Source organism: Arthrobacter sp. TJ-58 (assembly GCF_058269295.1).
The window spans coordinates 178,856-195,436 of the sequence record NZ_JBZCNM010000001.1 but is presented as its reverse complement, the minus strand read 5'-3'; the positions used below and the strand labels follow the sequence as shown (position 1 = coordinate 195,436).

Here is a 16,581-nt window from a genome sequence, read left to right as displayed (position 1 = left end):
CGATCAAGCGAACCTTAGAACAAAGCAACCTTCGGCGTCTGCGGGAAGATCCGGTCCAGCTCTTCCAGATCCTTCTCCGACGGCTCCCAGGAAACAGCCTCAGCGTTCTGCTGGACCTGCTCCACCTTGGTGGCTCCGGCAATCACGGAAGCCACGGACGGCTGAGCGGCCAGCCAGGAGAAGGCCACCTGAATTTCGGTCAGTCCGCGGTCCTTCGCAAACTCGCCAAACTCTGCCAGCTGGTCGAAATCAGCATTTTCCAAGAGGTTGGTCCGGGAGTGCGAGAGGCGGCTGCCTTCGGGGGCCTTGCCGCTGCTGTACTTTCCGGTCAGCAGACCGTTGGCCAGCGGGAAGTACGGCAGCACGCCCAGTCCGTACGCCTCGGCTGCCGGGGTCACCTCGAGTTCGGCGCGGCGGTCCAGCAGGTTGTAGTGGTTCTGGGCGGAAATGAACGGCGTGTAACCGCCCATCCGGGCAGTGAATTCGGCTTCGGCGATCTGCCAGCCGGAGCGGTTGGAGTGCCCGATGTACCGGACCTTCCCGGCGGTGACCAGATCATCGAGCGCAGCGAGCGTCTCCTCGATGGGCGTCAGCGGGTCCGGGGTGTGGAACTGGTACAGATCAATCCAGTCCGTGCCCAGCCGCCGCAGCGACGCTTCGGCTGCCTTGACGATGTAGCGGCGGGAACCCCGGGCATCGAAGTCGCGTCCGTTGACGCCCTTCATATCCATACCGAACTTCGTGGCCAGCACAACGTCGTCGCGGCGGCTGCCCAGGGCCTTGCCCAGCATTTCCTCGCTCAGTCCAGGCGTGCGGCCGTAGCTGTCAGCGACGTCGAACAGGGTGATGCCGGCGTCGATCGCTGCATTGACGACGGCGTCGGTCCCCTCCTGCGTTTCAGTGGGCGTGCCGGGACGGCCGAGGTTGTTGCAGCCCAGCCCGACGGTGGAAACGGTGAGGCCGGAATTTCCGAGTCTGTTGTATGAAGTCATGGTGCCCACGGTACCGAATTTCCCGGCTGGCTGCGGAGCACCCTGTACACAGCCCGCGACATGACGCCCGGGGAAGCCTCAACCGGTGAAAGGGAACGGATTCGTGTTCGGTCCGGGGGCCTTGTCTGTCTCCATGATGTATTGAATTGGAACGGGACCCGTGGGAACCACACCTTCATAGACCCGCTCCGAGCGCCGCCGCGATTCGGGCAGGCCTGCCTTGCGGGCAGCATCATGGAAGTGGTGTGCGGATGCCGGCTCCCTGCCGGAGTTCTCGCACCAGACCATGTACATGCCGTAAAGATCGGCGGCAGGCACGGTCTCGGTTTCGTCGAGCCCCGCCAGGGTGCACTCGTCAAAGAACAGGGAGATGGGATCGGGAATCTGCTCTGACATGCTTCGACCCTAGGCAATAACCCCGGCTTCCGGAAGCCGCTGTGCACCAATCAGAGAGATAAACAGCAGCAGCTGCTGTTTACCGCTCACCCCTGAAGCAGGTATTCCTCCAGCGCCAGCGGCGCAGTTCCGGTGAGGCGCTCAATGTCAGAGCTAACCTCCGCCATCTCACCGGCCGCGACGGCGGAGTAGGTGCTGACCCAGGCCTCTATTTGCCATTTCTCCACATCGCTGCCCCGGCGGGATTCCATCGCTTCTTCCACAGTTTCATTGTGGAAGCGCACCTCGGAGCCGGTGACCCGGGTCAGGATCTCGGCGATTTCTTCAAAGGTCAGCGCCTCCGGACCGGTGAGCGTGTACACCGCATTGGCGTGGGCCTGCGGGTCCACCAGAATCCGGGCGGCGGCACGGGCAACATCCGCGCGCGCCACGGCGGCCAGCCGGCCGCTGCCGGCCGGACCGCGGAGCACTCCGTCGCGCCCCACGAAAGAGGGCAGGACATCCTGGTACAGGCAGTCCCGCAGGAACGTGTACCCCACTGACTTGGACCTGATGTATTCCTCGGTGTCCCAGTGGTCACGCGAAAGCGTAAAGACAGCATCCGGCGCTGCCCCCATGAAGGAGGTGTATACGATGTGCTGCACACCGGCGTCGACGGCGGCGTCCACAAAGGTGCGCTGGTCCTGGCGCCGGTACCGGCTCTCCGCCGCGGAGACCATGAACAGTGTCCGGACGCCCTCCAACGCACGGGCGGACACTTCACGGTCGGAGTAGGCAATGGCGTACGACGGCGTGCCGGGAAACTCCGGGAGCTTGGCGGTATGCCGCGCCAGCAGCCTCTGGCGGATGCCTGCTTCTGCCAGCAGCCGGGCCACAGCACCGCCGAGTGCTCCGGTGGCGCCGGTGACAGCGACGTCGGGTTGTTCCTGTGCCATGGTGTCCGCTCCTCGCCGTTGCAGTTGCCGCTGACTGTGCCTACTGGATTTTCGGGATTTGTCCGGTGGGCATTTCCTGCCCGGGAAGCGGGCGGGCAAACGGCACCTTTGTCCCCAGGACCTGCGCGACGACGTCGTTGGCCACCTGCCGGGCAGTCAGCCCGACGCGCTCCAAAACTTCCCCGCGGGTGCCGTGGTCAAGGAATTCCACCGGAAGACCCACCTCGTTCAAAGCGGTATCCACACCCGCAGCACGCATTTCCTGGCGGATCCTGGAACCGACGCCGCCGGCGCGCACGCCATCCTCGATCACGATCACAATCCGGTGCTCGGCTGCCATGCGGATGATGGAGCGCGGCACCGGCAGGACCCAGCGGGGATCCACCACTGTGGAACTGATGCCCTGGTCCCCAAGCCGGCCTGCCACCTGCAGTGCCATCTCGGCCATGGCACCGACGCTGACGATCAGGACGTCGTTGGACTGCTCACCGCTGGGACGGCGGGCCAGGATGTCGACACCGTCTGAGGTGCGTTCCAGCGCATCCACATCCGGTCCGACCGTGCCCTTGGAGAAACGGACCACGCTGGGCGCGTCGCTGATGGCGACCGCCTCGCGCAGTTCTTCCTTGAGCCGGGTGGCATCTCGCGGAGCGGACAGGTGCAGTCCGGGAACAATCTGCAGCATGGACATGTCCCACATGCCGTGGTGGCTGGCGCCGTCGGGCCCGGTCACCCCGGCGCGGTCCAGGACAATGGTGACACCTGCCTTGTGCAGGGCCACGTCCATGAGCAGCTGGTCGAACGCACGGTTCAGGAACGTGGCGTACAGCGCAACGACGGGGTGCAGCCCGCCGAAAGCCATGCCCGCCGCCGAGGTGAGGGCGTGCTGTTCGGCGATGCCGACGTCGAATACCCGTTCCGGATGCTTTTCAGCGAACCGATGCAGGCCCACCGGGATCAGCATGGCGCCGGTGATTCCCACGATGTCCTCGCGCTCATCGGCGATGTCAGCAATTTCCGTGGCGAAAACCGAGGTCCAGGACTGCTTTCCGCCCGGTTCAACAGGCTTTCCGGTCTCCGGATCAATAATGCCGACGGCGTGGAACTGGTCCGCCACGTTGGCGCGGGCCGGCGCATAGCCGCGGCCCTTTTCCGTCATGGCGTGGACCAGGACGGGACCACCGTAGTTCTTCGCCTTGGTCAGTGCGCGTTCCACGGCGGCCATGTCATGTCCGTCGATGGGCCCGATGTACTTCATGCCCAGGTCCTCGAACAGGCCCTGCGGAGCCCACCAGTCTTTGATCCCGCGTTTGGCTGCATGGAGGCTGTGGTATGTGAATTTGCCCACCGGGCCGCCGTGCTGGAGCCGGTTCTTCCACCAGCCCAGGGTGTTTTCGTAGGCGCGGTGGGTGCGGACGGCGTCGAGGGTGGGGCGCAGCGACGCGAGGTAGTCGGCGACGCCGCCGATGGTGGGGGCGTAGGAACGCCCGTTGTCGTTGACCACGATGACGACCCGGCGGCGCTGGTCAGCAGCGATATTGTTCAGGGCTTCCCAGGCCATGCCGCCGGTCAGGGCGCCGTCGCCCACCATGACCACGGTGTAGCGGTCGCCTTCGCCGGTGAGCTGCCGGGCGCGGGAGATGCCGTCCGCCCAGGACAGCGAGGAGGAAGCGTGGGAGGATTCCACGATGTCGTGCACGGACTCGGCCCGCGAGGGGTAGCCGGACATGCCGCCCTGCTGGCGCAGGGTGGAGAAATCCTGGCGTCCGGTGAGGATCTTATGCACGTAGGACTGGTGGCCGGTGTCAAAGACGATGCTGTCCCGGGGCGAGTCGAAGACCCGGTGGATTCCCACGGTCAGTTCCACCACACCCAGGTTGGGGCCCAGATGGCCTCCGGTCTGGGCAACATTGCTGATCAGGAAGGACCTGATCTCTTCGGACAAACGTTCCAGCTGCTCCATGGAGAGTTTGCTCAGGTCCCGCGGATCACGGATGGTTTCCAGAAGTCCCAACGGGCGTCTCCCTTGCTTTCAGGCAACGGCACTGCACACCGTCACAACGGTTTAACTCTAACGCTTGAGGAAGCGCCGCCAGTTCCATAACAGGCAAAGAGCCCCGCCTCCCGAGGTCAAATACTCGTGAGGCGGGGCTCCGCGTTTTCCGGCTCCGCGTCAGCGGCTCCGGACACGCTGCGTGTTACTTGGCGGTGATCTGTCGCAGTACGTACTGCAGGATGCCGCCGTTGCGGTAGTAATCCGCTTCACCCGGGGTGTCGATGCGCAGGACGGCATCGAAGGTGATGGCTTCGCCATTCTCCGGGGTGGCGGTAACCGTCACGGTCTTGGGCGTGTTGCCGTTGTTCAGTTCGGTCACGCCGGTGACTGCGAAGGTTTCCGTGCCGGTCAGGCCCAGGGACTCGGCGTTGACGCCGGCCGGGTACTGCAGCGGCAGGACGCCCATGCCAATGAGGTTGGAGCGGTGGATGCGCTCGTAGCTCTCGGCAACAACAGCCTTGACGCCCAGCAGTGCGGTGCCCTTGGCTGCCCAGTCACGCGAGGAACCGGAACCGTACTCCTTGCCGGCCAGGACAACCAGCGGAATGCCGGCGGCCTGGTAGTTGACCGAGGCGTCGTAAACGGCTGCCTGCGGTGCATCGGCCTGGCTGAAGTCGCGGGTGAAACCGCCTTCAACGCCGTCGAGCAGCTGATTCTTGATGCGGATGTTCGCGAACGTGCCGCGGATCATCACTTCGTGGTTGCCACGGCGCGAACCGTAGGAGTTGAAGTCCTTGCGCTGAACACCGTGATCCAGCAGGTAACGGCCCGCGGGGGTGTCGGACTTGAAGGAACCGGCCGGGGAGATGTGGTCGGTGGTGACCGAATCGCCGAGCTTCAGCAGGACGCGGGCGCCCTCGATGTCGGTGACGGGCTCCGGCTGTGCCTTCATGCCCTCGAAGTACGGGGGCTTCCGGACGTAGGTGGACTCCGTATCCCACTCGAAGGTTGCGCCTTCGGGGGTGGGCAGGGACTTCCAGCGGTCGTCGCCTTCGAAGATGGTGTCGTAGCTGTTGCTGAACATCTCCTTGTTGATGGAGGCGTCGATGATTTCCTGGACCTCGACCGGGTTCGGCCAGATGTCCTTCAGGAAGACGTCGTTGCCGGCTTCGTCCTGGCCCAGCGGGTCATTTTCGAAGTCGAAGTCCATGGTGCCGGCCAGGGCGTAGGCAACTACCAGCGGCGGGGAGGCCAGGTAGTTCATCTTCACGTCCGGGTTGATCCGGCCTTCGAAGTTGCGGTTACCGGAGAGGACAGCGGTGACGGCGAGGTCGGCTTCCTGAATGGCCGTGGAGATTTCGTCTTCCAGGGGGCCGGAGTTACCGATGCAGGTGGCGCAGCCGTAGCCGACCACGAAGAAGCCAAGCTTCTCGAGGTAGGGAATCAGGCCGGACTTCTCGTAGTAGTCGGTGACTACCTTGGAACCCGGAGCGATCGACGTCTTCACCCACGGCTGCGTGACGAGGCCCTTTTCGACGGCGTTGCGGGCCAGCACTGCTGCTGCCATCATCACCGACGGGTTGGACGTGTTGGTGCAGGACGTGATCGAGGCGATCGACACGGCGCCGTGGTCCAGCTCGAAGCTGCGGCCGTCGGCCATGGTGACCGGAACCGAGTTCGTGGAGCGTTCGGCCGGAGCGTCAGCCTTTTCCACCAGGTCATGGCCGTGGTCTTCCACCTGAGTGGCGTTGGCGTTGAACGACGGCGCATCCGAAGCCGGGAAGGTCTCTTCCAGCGCCTCGTCAACGGTGCCGCTCTCGGCTTCAACCGTCTCGTGGACGTAGTTCTTCAGATCCTTGCGGAACTGTTCCTTGGCGTTGGTCAGTTCCACGCGGTCCTGCGGACGCTTCGGTCCGGCGATGGAGGAAACCACCGTGGACAGGTCCAGTTCCAGGTACTCGGAGTACTGGATCTCGACGGACGGATCGTGCCACAGGCCCTGCTCCTTGGCGTAGGCCTCCACGAGGTCCACGCTTTCCTGCGAACGGCCGGTCAGACGCAGGTAATCCAGCGTCACATCGTCGATCGGGAACATTGCGGCAGTGGAACCGAACTCGGGGCTCATGTTGCCGATGGTGGCGCGGTTGGCCAGCGGAACAGCTCCGACGCCTTCACCGTAGAACTCAACGAACTTGCCCACGACACCGTGCTTGCGCAGCATTTCGGTGATGGTCAGGACGACGTCGGTCGCGGTCGCGCCGGCCGGGATCTCACCGGTGAGCTTGAAGCCGACAACGCGCGGGATGAGCATGGAGACGGGCTGGCCAAGCATGGCAGCCTCGGCTTCGATGCCGCCAACGCCCCAGCCCAGCACGCCCAGGCCGTTGACCATGGTGGTGTGGGAGTCGGTGCCGACGCAGGTGTCCGGGTAGGCACGCAGGACGCCGTCAACTTCACGCGTCATGACAGTGCGGGCCAGGTACTCAATGTTGACCTGGTGGACAATGCCCATTCCCGGGGGAACTACCTTGAAGTCGTCGAAGGCCGTCTGGCCCCAGCGAAGGAACTGGTAACGCTCGCCGTTGCGCTGGTATTCGATTTCCATGTTGCGCTCGAGCGCACCGGAATTGCCGAAGGCGTCAATCTGGACGGAGTGGTCAATGACCATTTCCGCAGGGGCCAGGGGGTTGACCCGCTTGGGATCTCCACCCAATTCGGCAACGGCTTCACGCATGGTTGCCAGGTCGACAATGCAGGGAACGCCGGTGAAGTCCTGCATGATCACCCGGGCCGGGGTGAACTGGATTTCGGTGCTGGGCTCTGCGTTCGCATCCCACTGTGCAAGTGCACGTACGTGATCCGCGGTGATGTTGGCACCATCTTCGGTGCGCAGCAGGTTCTCCAGCAGGACCTTGAGGCTGAACGGAAGGCTCTTTGCACCTTCGACGGAATTCAACCGGAAAATTTCATATTCGTTTCCGCCGACGTTTAGTACGCCCTTGGATCCGAAGCTGTCCACATTAGTCATAATAGGACTCCTCTCGCCACCGTTTTATCTTTGTCCAGCGGTCCGCGGCATGCCAGTTAGGTTTCCCTAACCGGCGGCCACGGGGGACGGCCGGAAAATGGTGGAGTATTTTCGCAGCCGGGAAGCCCCCTGCCGGACGAAAAATCTTTTCCGCTCAAGCGGATAAAGCTCCCCAACACGGCGCGGATCTGCACAACTGCTCTTATACTATCCGTTACACGGGCCTGTGAGCCCGAAGACACCACCGAGCCGCCCGCCAAATTTGGCCGGCGACCCGGGGAACCTCCCAATTCTGCGGACGGCCCCGCGGGCCGGGTCCGGCTACGGGCGGGTCAGAACCGCAAAGGATTCCATGTGGTGGGTGTGCGGATACAGGTCAAAGACCCGCAGTGAGTCCAGCTGCCAGCCGAGGTCCTGGAAGTAGCCCAGGTCGCGGGCAAACGACGCCGGATCGCAGGACACGTAGCCCACGGCGCGGGGCGCGGCGGCGTCAATCCGGGCCACCACATCCTTGCCTGCGCCCACGCGCGGCGGATCCAGCAGGACGACGTCGAGCCGGCCCTCGTAGGCGGCCAGCGCTTTGTCCACGCGTCCCTGCAGGATCTCCACCTGCGGAGCAGCAAAGAGATTCTTGCGGGCGTCGCGGCTGGCGGAAGGAGAACCTTCCACCGACAGCACGCGGCCGGTTTCGCCGACGGCGTCTGCCAGCGGTGCCGTGAACAGTCCGGCACCGGCGTACAGGTCCGCCACCTGCTCGCCCGGCTGGAGCTGCAGTCCCTCCAGGACCGCCCCCGCCAAGGTGGCGGGCGCGCTGCGGTGAATCTGCCAGAAACCGGCACCGGTCACCCGGTAGTCATGCCCCAGCACGTTTTCCGACACCCAGGTGCGGCCGCGGAGCCGGTTCAGGGTGGACGTTTCGGGATCCCAGGAGGCAATGGAAGTTCCCTCGGGAAGGGCGGAAGCAATCCGGCCCAGGGCCTTGGGATGGGCGCCTTCAGCAGGAATAAGGAGCACCAGCGGAGCGCCCGAGGACGGAACGGCCACCTCAACGCGGGAGACGCCGCTGAAGTCCACGTCCCACAGCTGCAGATCATTGACGGCGTCAACGGCCAGCGGCATGCGCTGGACCGGAATCAGTTCATCGGAGCGGTGGGCGTGCATGGCCAGCCGGCCGCCCGGAGCAACCGAGAAGCTGGCGCGGGTCCGCCAGTGCAGTCCGTCTTCGCGTTCGTCCAGCGCCGGTTCCACCATGACATCGCGGTCCACCTTGGCGAGGCGGTGCAGCTGCTCTGCGAAAATCTGTCCCTTGAGCTCGCGCTGCACGGACAGGTCGATGTGGCCGAATTCGGCGCCGCCCACCGGCAGGCGCCCGCGGGAGGCCGCACGCAGCGCGTCGGCTTCGGGCCAGAAGTGCTCCACCCGGCCCGGAGCTGCTTCGAGGACCTCGGTGACGTCCGCGCGCCAGAACTTGGCGCCGTCGCCCGCTTCCGTCAGGCGGGCGCGGACCCGCTCACCCGGCAGCGCATGGCGAACAAAGACCACGCGGCCTTCGTGCCGGGCCACAAAGTGGCCGCCGTGTGCGGGCGCGCCGATGGTGAGTTCGATCTCGGATTCGGTGGTGTCGGTCGTCATAGTGCCGGATACTTCCTGATGGAGCCTAAAAGACCATCACACCATGTCCCGGACCCGGGTGCATATTCGCCCGGGTCCGGGGTCTATGCTGGCGGTTGGGTTTTTTCGCAGCAGATCATCAGGAACCGAGGTAGCAGGTGGCCCATTACGTCATCATGGGGTGTGGACGCGTAGGCGTGTCCCTCGCCCACACACTGGACAATGCCGGGCACACAGTGGCCGTCATTGACCAGGACGAGAGGGCCTTCCGTCGCCTGCGCCACACGTTCACGGGCCGGAAGGTCACCGGCGTCGGCTTTGACCGGGTCACCCTGAAGGAGGCCGGGATCGAGGAGGCCTACGCTTTTGCGGCCGTGTCGTCGGGCGACAACTCAAACATCCTCGCCACCCGCGTTGCCCGCGAGACGTTCCATGTTCCCCACGTTGTGGCGCGGATCTACGACCCGGGACGCGCTGAGATCTACCAGCGCCTGGGCATCCCCACCGTCGCCGCGGTGCGCTGGAGCGCGGATCAGGTCCTGCGGCGCATCCTGCCGGAGCAGAGCATCAACGGTGACTTCCGCGAGTCCTCCGGCCGGCTCATCCTGGGCGAACTGTCCCTGCATGAGGGCTGGATGGGCGCCACGCTCACCGGCATCGAACAGGCCGCCGGTGTCCGCATCGCGTACCTGACCAGGTTCGGCGAGGGAATACTCCCCCGGCCTGACACCAGCTACCAGCAGGGCGACGTCCTGCACGCCATGATGAACGTGGAACGCACCAGCGAAATCAGCCGCATTTTGTCCGTTGCGCCCGTCAAGGAGATCCAGTGAAAGTCGTCATAGCCGGGGCCGGCAGCGTAGGGTCCTCCATCGCCAAGGAGCTGCTTTCCCACAAGCATGAAGTTCTTCTGATTGACGAGAAGCCGGAAGTGGTGGGACGCAGCGGGCTGCTGGGCGCCCACTGGCTGATCGGGGATGCGTGCGAGCTGACCACGCTGAAGGATGCCCGGCTCGAGGAGGCCGACGTCATGGTGTCCGCCACCGGCGACGACAAGGTCAATTTGGTGGTGTCCCTGCTCGCGAAGAGCGAGTTCGGCGTGGCACGCACCGTGGGCCGCGTGAACAATCCCAAGAACGACTGGATGTTTGATGATTCCTGGGGCGTGGATGTGGCGGTCAACACGCCCCGCCTGATGACGGCCCTCGTGGAAGAGGCAGTGGAGGTGGGCGACCTGGTGCGGCTGCTGACGCTGCAGACCGGCGTTTCCTCCATGGTGGAATTCACCGTTCCGGCGGACTCGCCGCTGACGGGCCGGACGCTGGGGTCCATCGACTGGCCCCTGGACGCCGCCGTCACCGCCATCCTGCGCGACGACGCGCCCATCACGCCCAGCAACGACGACGTCATCGAGCCCGGTGACGAACTCTTCTTCATCTGCACGATCGCCGCCGAGGACCAGCTGCGGGCGGTCCTGCTCCCCTAGGGGTCCTGCTCCCCTAGGGGTCCTGCTCCCCTAGGGGTTCTGCTTCCTTAGAGGTTCTGCTGCGGCAGCGGCCGGGAAACCACCCAGGCCAGCCAAAGCCCCAGCGCGTAGAGGGGCACTCCCATGGCCAGGCGCATGGTGCCGAGGGCACCAACATTGTCCGCCAGATAGAGCGGCAGCTGGACGCCCAGGCGCAGCGCAAAGACGGCAATAATGATCCAGGTGGCCAGCGCGTAGGCACGGGTCCGCTTGCGGCTGGCGCGCCATTCCACGTTTTCCCCCCGGATAAACCCGAAGAGCAGGCCCGCCACCGGCCAGCGGACGGCAATGGACAGGCCGAACGCCAGGATGTAGGCGGCGTTGAGGTAGAAGCCCGGCAGGAAGAATTCCGTGCCGCTGCCGCTGCGCAGGGCGACGACGGCGCAGATCACCACGCCGATCACTCCGGTCAGCGACTGCATCAGCGGGCGCTTCTGGACCAGGTTGGCCACCGAGAAGACGCCGGCCGAGGCCACCGCCGCGGCCAGCGACAAGTAGAGCCCGGATGTCAGGGTGAAGAGCAGGGTAAAGAGCAGGCCGGGAACAATGGCTTCCGCCAGGCCCCGGACTCCGCCCACGGACTTGAGCACATCAATCTGGCCGTCGTCCTTGCGCTCCACACCGGCACGGGCGGCGTAGGCGCCGGCTACGTCGCCGAAACTGGGTTGCTCGCCGCTGTTGCCCTTGCCCGTCGAGGGTTCGGGCCCGTCGCTGCCGGGTCGCTCAGTCATGTTTCATTCTCCGGACGTCCGATGATTTCATAACGGGGGTTGTAGATGGTGGGGTAACTTCCCACGGTGCTGACCATGCCTTCGAAGGCCAGCTGGGTACCGGCTTCCACCCCCGGCACCCGCCGCTGACCCAGCCAGATAAGCCGGACACGTGCACGCGGTTTCCGGGATGCCGGATCCCGGTACGCCGCTTCCCGGTCCTCCACCATCGCCGTGAAACGCGGAGGTTCCGTCGCCGGAACCACGGTGATGGACTCCACGTAGCCGCCGCTGTACACCCGGCCGCGCTCGGGCAGGGCGCTGACGTGCACCGGCTCCTGCTTGCCCGGCGGGAGGGATTGCTGGGAGGGCATCAGGTCAGCCGATGGTCGTGATCTCGGGGCCCCGCTCGGGAGGAGCGGGCCGGTCCGAATCGTCGGTGCGCTTGGGCAGGGGTGAGGCGTCGCGCGGCAGCCGCAGCTGCAGCAGGTCCCGCGGCGGCAGCGGCTGTTCGCCGCGCACCACCACTACGTCGCGGAAGACCGTTTCCAGCGGCTTGGCGGCCTCGGGGTTCAACGCTGCAGGTCCGCCGAAGACACCGCGCAGGAACCAGCGGGGTCCGTCAAAGCCTACAAACCGTGCCACCCGGTAGCCCTTGGAGCCGTCCTGTGCCTGGGCAGGGACCTTGGCCAGCAGCTCGGTGCCGAAGACGCCGGCAATCTCGTCCACGGTGCCGCCCTGCGAGCCCACAGATTTGCCGATCTGGCCGCGGATGTCGTCCCAGAGGCTCTCCGAGCGCGGCGCCGCGAACGCCTGAAGCTGCAGACTGGATCCGTCGAGGTCCAGTGTTACGGCCACGACGCGCTGGGTTTTCTCTTCCACTTCCAGACGCAGCTGCAGACCCGGGGTCGCAGCGATGCGCAGCGCACCCAGATCCACGTAGCCGTCCAGGGACGGCTTGTCGGCGGCGTCCCAAGGGCCCGCGGCCGCTGTCGCCGCCGAACCGTTTACAGCATCGGAGGATGCCGAACCGGCAGCCGCAGATCCGGCAGCCCCGCGGGCTTCGCTCTGCTCCTCGCCGCTCAGTTCCTGCTGATCTTGTTCCTGCTTGTTTTTCTTCCGCCCAAATGCCATGACCGGGTTCCTCTCTCGTATGGGGAGGGCCGCGCACTGCTGACCCCCGGGGACAGCTGCTCTAGGCAGGCAGTGCAGTAAAACCGCCGGTGGAACCAAATCCTCCGACGCCGCGGACGGACTCGGACAATTCATCAACCAGTTCAAAAGATGCCGTCTCCACCCGCTGGATCACCATCTGGGCGATCCGGTCACCCCGGCTCAGGGTGATGGAATTGGAGCTGTCCGTGTTAAGCAGCGTGACACTGATCTCGCCCCGGTAGCCGGCGTCGACCGTGCCGGGAGCGTTAACCACAGTGAGGCCGTGCTTGGCGGCAAGCCCGGACCGGGGGTGGATAAACGCCGCGTAACCAAAGGGAAGCGCCAGGGCCACGCCGGTGGGAACAAGCTTGCGCTCCCCCGGTTCAAGGACAAAGTCAACGCGTGTGCGAAGGTCCGCTCCGGCGTCGCCCGGGTGGGCGTACGACGGCGGTTCCAGCCCGTCGTCGAGCATTTTCAGCTGCACGGTCATGGTGGGGCCTGCTTCAAACACCAGTGTCTCCGACTTCCTTGTGTGATTCCTGGTACGCGTTCCAAGCGGATCAGCGCGCGCCCCGGATGCCTCCCGGGAATACCGAACCTCACTTTAGCGCGTTTTCCTGACGCTTCTCCGTACGCGTCGAACCGGCATTCCACCCGCCCGGGTCCAAGATGAAATACCGGCACAAAAGTGCCAAGCTAAAGGTATGTCATCCCCCTCTTCCCAGACCCCGGCCAGCACCGTTTTATACACGGAGCGGCTCCTTCCCTCATTTTGGATCTGGGTGATGGTCTTCGGGGCCTCCTGCGCCAGCATCCTTGTATTCCTGCCGATCAGCGTCGAAACCGGCATTATTGCCGCCATCGTTTTTGCGGCAATCCTGGTGACCCTTCTGCTGCTGTCCACTCCCACCATCCGGGTCACCGCGGACACCCTGCAGGTGGGCAAGGCCGAAATCGAGCGGCGCTACGTGGGCGCCGTGGAGGGCTTCCGGGGAGACGACGCCACGTACCAGCGCGGCCGCGGATTGAACGCCACGGCCTTCATGTGTTTCCGCGGATGGATTTCGCCCGTGGTCAAAATTGAAATCACCGACCCCGCCGACCGCACGCCGTACTGGCTCACATCCACCCGCCACCCGGAAGAGCTGGTCCGCGCGCTCAGCAGCTAGGACTGCCGGTGCAGGTGGCGGTTACGGCCGGCCGCCTGCACACCGAAGGCTCGGGTGAGCCTTCAGCCCTCACAGTCAATGCAGTAGTACAGCCCGTCTTTCTCAGCAGCTATCTGGGATCGATGCCGAACCAGGAAGCAGGATGCACAGGTGAATTCGTCAGCCTGTGCAGGAAGGACCCGGACCAGGAGTTCTTCGCCCGAGAGGTCCGCGCCGGGCAGTTCGAAGCTGTCTGCCGCTTCAGTCTCATCTTCGTCCACAACCGCCGACTGCGTGGTGGCAGTCCGGCGTGTTTTGAGTTCCTCGAGGGATTCCTCGCTGATGTCCTCGTCGGTCTTACGCGGCGCATCATAGTCAGTCGCCATAATTAGTACTCTCACCATCCGGTCGAGTTGTCGGGAGGGTTAATCGGGCCGACCTGCCGCTGGACCGGCAAGCTTCTTCGGCTCTGAGGTATCAACGCAATGAGCTGGGGTTTTGTGCCCGTAAACCCGAGATTTTTGCGGACCCAGAAGCAAAACACCACACCGGGGCTCCGCCCGGGCTGCGGGAGGCCAAAAACACATGGCTCCCGCCGGGGCGAATCCGCGCCACACCCGCGCAAACAGTAGGCTTTCGGCCCGCCGGATGGCATTGTTTCCAGAAGGAATTGCTATCGGGTGGAGGATTGGTTCATGCAGGATCTACGTCTCGTGGGTGTCCATGAGGGTGGCGAGCATTTGCTGCTCAGCGGCAAGGGCGGAGAGACTTACCGCCTGCGCATGGATGAAGCGCTTCGGGTGGCAGTATCCCGCTCCATGCACCGCTCCACCGCCGCTGCCGCACGCCCCGAGGGTCCGGCCATGGCGCCGCGCGACATCCAGGCCCGGATCCGGTCAGGAGCCAGCGCCGAAGAAGTCGCTGAAGCTTCCGGCCTGGACCTCGCCCACATCCGCCGCTACGAGGGCCCGGTCCGCGCCGAACGCGACTACGTCGCCCGGCAGGCACAGTCCGTTGAGGTGGCAGCCCCCCTGCCCGCCGCACACGACGGCTACCGCAGCACTTTTGGGGACAGCCCGGTAAATCTTGGCGATATGGTCAATCACCGGCTCAAGGCCTTCGGCGTGGACCCGGACAGCGTCAAGTGGGACGCCTGGCGGCGCCCCGACTCCACCTGGGATGTGGTGGCCCGGTTTGATCTGCAGGACGGCTCACAGGTCTCAGTAGGTGAAGAACCACCGGCCCGCTGGACCTTCAGCCCCCTGCGGAAGAGCATTTCCAATGCCAACCGCTGGGCGCAGCTGCTGAGTGAACTGGAACCCCTGGACTCCCCTCTCCCGTCCCGGCGGCTTACCGCTGTTGCAGACCGTGTCTTTGATTTTGAGGCCGCCGCGGCTGAAGAAGACGGAGCAGTCGTGGAAGGCGACGAGGACAACGCCAACCTGCTGGAGGTCCTGCGTTCCCGCCGCGGACAGCGGCTTGGTGCCGATGAAAACGGCGATGATGCGCTGGCCGCCCTGCTGGCCAAGGGCAGCATCCCGGCAGCCCATCCCCGTGACGCACATTCGGACGCGGATGACTCCGCTTCCAGCCGTCCCCGCACCGGACATCTCACCCTGGCGGCCCCTGGCGTGAATACCGCGGCGGATGCACCAGACGCCGTGGATGCGGACCGGCTGCCCGGCGAAGTCAACCGGGACACCCGCGAACTCAGCGTCTTGACGCGGCCGCTCCGCCGTCGCAGCGAGGCAGCGGCCGGTGCCGGCGACAAGTCGTCGACCGATGGAAACGCCGCGGCATCGAGTGCAGAAGCTCAGAACTCCGAGCCCGTGAAGAACGCCGTCCAGGCGGCCGCGCCCGCAGCAGAAGCCGACAGCGGCATCACGGCAGCCGCGAATACGGCACCTTCCCCTGCCTCAGAGGATGCCGCTGCTTCAGATACCAACACCTCATCCGAGGCAGCTGCGGCCCGAGGCAAGGCCAAGACCGGGGGCCGCAAGGGCGGCCGGACCGACTTCCCTTGGGACCGGATGGGTTCCGGTGCCGCCCGTACTGACGCCGGAACAGGTGAGGACGGTTCCGGCAAGGATGAGAACGGCACCGACCGCCGTGCGGTCAAGCCCAAGCGCTCCTCCGTACCCAGCTGGGACGACATCGTCTTCGGCACCAAGGGCGACTAGCCTTCACGCCTGGGGCGCACCCGGTGCTTGGGATGTTCCGGGCACGCCTGAGGAGTAGTCGTCGGGGATAAACAGGTCTTCGATGGTACTGCCGAAGAGCGACGCAAGCCGGAAGGCCAGCGGCAGGGACGGATCAAACCGTCCGCGTTCAATGGAGATGATGGTTTGGCGCGAGACGCCGAGCTCATCGGCGAGGTGCTGTTGGGACCACTCACGGTTCGAGCGGAATTCCTTAACTCGATTGCGCACGTCAGCCTTGGCGCCGCTGCAGCAGATAGCGCACACCAAAGAGCACGGCGCACAGGACCAGCACGGCCGGCAGCACAAGCTTCAAGCTCACGGTAATTTCCCCCGGCAGGAATGCGAGAACAGTCCCCGCAACTCCGAGTATCAGGATGAGATCGGTGAAGGAACGGGACGCCGCCTTGTCATACCAGCCAGCCTCGATCGAATCATCCGGCCGTTCGACCGCCCCCTCGATGGTGTTGCGGTCAACAACTGCCGCGTACACCAGCAGAGTTGCGGGCATCGTGAGCATAACCGCGAAGACGCAAAAGCCGAGCACCGGATTCGCCTCTGTGACGCCGGTGACCACGGCCAGCCATCCTCCGCCTGCTCCGAGGAGCAGCCCGCAGGGCAGAGCGACTGCCATGGCCGGCACCCGGCCGGAACCAAACCTCGCCCGTCCCCACTTAGTGCGCGTTTCAGTCTCCATCCCGCTCTCCCCTTTCGATGTTTGGCCCGCTTGTCATGTACAGGCTGCTTTACATGTACAGCCTGCTTTACACGCGAGCTCTCGTCAAGGGTTCCGGCCAGCCCCGGCGCAGCCAGGCGCTGCCGTAGCGGTCCCGCAGGATACGTCCTCAAGATGTCCCTCACGGCCAGGAGATTGCGAACGTGCAGCG

Annotated in this window: 17 protein-coding genes; 4 read left to right on the top strand and 13 right to left on the bottom strand. The window is 65.0% G+C overall.

Annotated features, from left to right (window positions below; all coding sequences use genetic code 11):
• Positions 1–14: 14 nt before the first annotated feature.
• The 6 genes from AC4D2W_RS00860 to AC4D2W_RS00835 all read right to left on the bottom strand — a co-directional run bounded on the left by AC4D2W_RS00860 (position 15) and on the right by AC4D2W_RS00835 (position 8,979).
• Positions 15–992 (bottom strand): aldo/keto reductase, encoded by a 978-nt coding sequence (locus AC4D2W_RS00860; RefSeq protein WP_490925039.1) that lies wholly within the window; start codon positions 990–992, stop codon positions 15–17.
• 78 nt (positions 993–1,070) lie between these two features.
• Entirely contained in the window at positions 1,071–1,388 is a 318-nt protein-coding gene (locus AC4D2W_RS00855; RefSeq protein ID WP_490925038.1) for a primase-like DNA-binding domain-containing protein, read from the bottom strand.
• An 86-nt stretch (positions 1,389–1,474) separates the two neighbouring features.
• The gene (locus AC4D2W_RS00850) at positions 1,475–2,323 is read right to left on the bottom strand and encodes an SDR family oxidoreductase (RefSeq protein WP_490925037.1); all 849 of its coding nucleotides are present in this window, start codon (positions 2,321–2,323) and stop codon (positions 1,475–1,477) included.
• 40 nt (positions 2,324–2,363) lie between these two features.
• Entirely contained in the window at positions 2,364–4,337 is a 1,974-nt protein-coding gene (dxs, locus tag AC4D2W_RS00845) for a 1-deoxy-D-xylulose-5-phosphate synthase (protein ID WP_490925036.1), read from the bottom strand.
• Positions 4,338–4,521: 184 nt separating this feature from the next.
• The gene (locus tag AC4D2W_RS00840) at positions 4,522–7,347 is read right to left on the bottom strand and encodes an aconitate hydratase (RefSeq protein ID WP_490925035.1); all 2,826 of its coding nucleotides are present in this window, start codon (positions 7,345–7,347) and stop codon (positions 4,522–4,524) included.
• Between the two features lie 321 nt (positions 7,348–7,668).
• Positions 7,669–8,979 carry a class I SAM-dependent RNA methyltransferase gene (locus AC4D2W_RS00835; RefSeq protein ID WP_490925034.1) on the bottom strand — a complete coding sequence of 437 codons (1,311 nt, stop codon included), beginning with the start codon at positions 8,977–8,979 and terminating at the stop codon, positions 7,669–7,671.
• 137 nt (positions 8,980–9,116) lie between these two features.
• Here AC4D2W_RS00835 and AC4D2W_RS00830 point away from each other — a divergent pair, with 137 nt between their 5' ends.
• Together AC4D2W_RS00830 and AC4D2W_RS00825 are read left to right on the top strand one after the other, a co-directional pair.
• Complete coding sequence (locus AC4D2W_RS00830; protein WP_490925033.1) at positions 9,117–9,791, top strand: potassium channel family protein; 675 nt, start codon at positions 9,117–9,119, stop codon at positions 9,789–9,791.
• On the top strand, positions 9,788–10,444 hold the full coding sequence (locus AC4D2W_RS00825; protein WP_490925032.1) for a potassium channel family protein: 657 nt from the start codon (positions 9,788–9,790) through the stop codon (positions 10,442–10,444). The genes AC4D2W_RS00830 and AC4D2W_RS00825 overlap by 4 nt, the downstream gene beginning before the upstream one ends.
• A gap of 47 nt (positions 10,445–10,491) precedes the next feature.
• On the opposite strand, the gene AC4D2W_RS00820 is transcribed toward AC4D2W_RS00825, so the two are convergent.
• The 4 genes from AC4D2W_RS00820 to dut all read right to left on the bottom strand — a co-directional run bounded on the left by AC4D2W_RS00820 (position 10,492) and on the right by dut (position 12,838).
• Positions 10,492–11,214: a DUF3159 domain-containing protein gene (locus AC4D2W_RS00820; RefSeq protein WP_490925031.1), complete on the bottom strand. Its 723-nt coding sequence runs from the start codon at positions 11,212–11,214 to the stop codon at positions 10,492–10,494.
• Positions 11,211–11,567, bottom strand: coding sequence for a single stranded DNA-binding domain-containing protein (locus AC4D2W_RS00815; RefSeq protein WP_490925030.1), 357 nt, complete (start codon positions 11,565–11,567; stop codon positions 11,211–11,213). Before AC4D2W_RS00815 ends, AC4D2W_RS00820 begins: the two co-directional genes overlap by 4 nt.
• 4 nt (positions 11,568–11,571) lie before the next feature.
• On the bottom strand, positions 11,572–12,327 hold the full coding sequence (locus AC4D2W_RS00810; RefSeq protein ID WP_490925029.1) for a DUF3710 domain-containing protein: 756 nt from the start codon (positions 12,325–12,327) through the stop codon (positions 11,572–11,574).
• Between the two features lie 61 nt (positions 12,328–12,388).
• Complete coding sequence (gene dut / locus AC4D2W_RS00805) at positions 12,389–12,838, bottom strand: dUTP diphosphatase (protein ID WP_490925986.1); 450 nt, start codon at positions 12,836–12,838, stop codon at positions 12,389–12,391.
• Positions 12,839–13,052: 214 nt separating this feature from the next.
• On the opposite strand from dut, the gene AC4D2W_RS00800 reads away from it, so the two are divergent.
• Positions 13,053–13,517 (top strand): DUF3093 domain-containing protein, encoded by a 465-nt coding sequence (locus AC4D2W_RS00800; protein WP_490925028.1) that lies wholly within the window; start codon positions 13,053–13,055, stop codon positions 13,515–13,517.
• A 62-nt stretch (positions 13,518–13,579) separates the two neighbouring features.
• On the opposite strand, the gene AC4D2W_RS00795 is transcribed toward AC4D2W_RS00800, so the two are convergent.
• Positions 13,580–13,882 carry a DUF4193 domain-containing protein gene (locus AC4D2W_RS00795; RefSeq protein WP_400932709.1) on the bottom strand — a complete coding sequence of 101 codons (303 nt, stop codon included), beginning with the start codon at positions 13,880–13,882 and terminating at the stop codon, positions 13,580–13,582.
• Between the two features lie 309 nt (positions 13,883–14,191).
• Here AC4D2W_RS00795 and sepH point away from each other — a divergent pair, with 309 nt between their 5' ends.
• Positions 14,192–15,676: a septation protein SepH gene (sepH, locus tag AC4D2W_RS00790; protein ID WP_490925027.1), complete on the top strand. Its 1,485-nt coding sequence runs from the start codon at positions 14,192–14,194 to the stop codon at positions 15,674–15,676.
• A 3-nt stretch (positions 15,677–15,679) separates the two neighbouring features.
• Here sepH and AC4D2W_RS00785 read toward each other — a convergent pair whose 3' ends face one another.
• The gene (locus AC4D2W_RS00785; protein WP_490925026.1) at positions 15,680–15,925 is read right to left on the bottom strand and encodes a helix-turn-helix transcriptional regulator; all 246 of its coding nucleotides are present in this window, start codon (positions 15,923–15,925) and stop codon (positions 15,680–15,682) included.
• Between the two features lies 1 nt (position 15,926).
• A complete protein-coding gene (locus AC4D2W_RS00780) occupies positions 15,927–16,391 on the bottom strand; it encodes a hypothetical protein (RefSeq protein WP_490925025.1) in 465 nt (154 codons plus the stop codon).
• Positions 16,392–16,581 lie beyond the last annotated feature (190 nt).